This window comes from Ferruginibacter sp. (assembly GCF_031430955.1).
GTDB lineage: Bacteria > Bacteroidota > Bacteroidia > Chitinophagales > Chitinophagaceae > Ferruginibacter.
The window spans coordinates 1-1,760 of record NZ_JANPCM010000674.1; the positions used below are offsets into that span (position 1 = coordinate 1).

1 protein-coding gene is annotated in these 1,760 nt (G+C 38.8%); it reads left to right on the forward strand.

The features are described from left to right. Nucleotides 1-1,694, forward strand: a 1,694-nt coding sequence (locus tag ACY65O_RS19235; RefSeq protein ID WP_462222478.1) for a rhamnogalacturonan lyase, incomplete at its 5' end; no start/stop codon positions are given. Between the last annotated feature and the right edge of the window lie 66 nt (nucleotides 1,695-1,760).

The window sequence follows — 1,760 nt, forward strand, 5'->3', positions numbered from 1 at the left end:
GTTCCATGAATAATGCAAAGGCAATTAAAATAAATAAAACTCCTGTTGCAGCTTTCACTAATTACAATGATGAAAAAATTGACAGCACCAAATCTTATACTTATTATGTAACCCCAATAGTAAAATCAAAAGAACAAACAGCCTCCGAAAAATTTACTGTTCCGGCGCTGGCAAAAACATATTTATCTATTCCATTAAAAACACCGGAAGGTTATGCAGCTAATGATGCATCGGCAGGAGATTTGGATGGCGATGGCGAATATGAAATTATTATTCACTTAACAGGACGAGGAAAAGATAATTCGCAGGCGGGCATTACTGATCCGCCGGTATTTCAGGCATATAAAATGAATGGCACTTTTTTATGGCAAATTAATTTAGGAAAAAATATAAGAGAGGGCGCTCACTACACCCAGTTTATGGTGTACGATTTAGATGGCGATGGTAAAGCAGAAATTGCAATGAAGACAGGCGATGGATCAATGGACAGTAAAGGAAATATAATTGGCGATTCCACAAAAGACTGGAGAAATGACAAAGGATATATTTTATCAGGCCCTGAATATTTATCTGTATTTAACGGGCTTACAGGCGAAGTAATAAATACAACAGATTATATTTCTCCACGCCATGGAAAATTAAATCCTTCTGCAGATGAATTAAAAAACATGTGGGGCGATGGTTACGGAAATAGAATGGATCGCTTCTTAGCTTGTGTTGCTTATTTGGACGGTGTGCATCCGAGTTTGGTGATGTGCCGTGGCTATTATACCAGAACAATTTTAGCAGCATGGGATTTAAAAGATGGTAAATTAAAAAAACGCTGGGTGTTCGACAGTAATGAGGAAGGCAATAAAAATTATGCAGGCCAGGGCAATCATAATTTATCTGTTGCTGATGTGGATGGCGATGGTAAAGATGAAATTGTTTACGGCCAAATGACAATTGATGACAATGGCAAAGGATTGTACAGTACAGGTATTGGACATGCAGATGCTTTGCATGTTTCAGATCTGGACCCTTCACGACCGGGTTTGGAAGTGTTTAGCATACAGGAACGTTTTGATGATGCCGGTGCAAATTTTAGAGATGCAAAAACGGGGGAAGTAATTTGGAAAAAAGCTTCGGTAAAGGCTGGCGGCGATGGCGAAGGGCCGGGCAGGGGTTTGGCATTAGATGTTGATCCACGTTATCCCGGTTTTGAATGCTGGGTTGCCGGGGCAGGTATTACCGGTATGTTTGATAATAAAGGAAATAAAATTGCGGAAAAAACACCTGCCTGCAATATGGGTATATTTTGGGATGGCGATGCGATGAGTGAAATTTTAAATGGTGTTAATATAAGCAAATGGATGTACGACAGCAGCAATACCAAAACCATTTTTGATGCCAGAAATTTTGATTGTGTGAGTAATAACGGTACAAAAAGTAACCCTTGTTTATCGGCTGATCTGTTTGGTGATTGGCGGGAAGAATTAATTTGCCGAACAAAAGACAGTAAAGAATTACGCATTTTTACAACAACAATATCAACAGATAAAAAATTTTATACGTTGATGCAGGATCCGCAATACCGATTGAGTATTGTGTGGCAAAATGTGGCGTACAATCAACCGCCGCACACCAGTTTTTTTATGGGACATGATATGCCGCAGCCACCGAAACCGAATATTGCAGTTATGAAGAAACGATAAATGAATTAAATAATTTACGATGATAAAAAAACTTATTTATTGTATTGCATTTGCAACGCTCACATC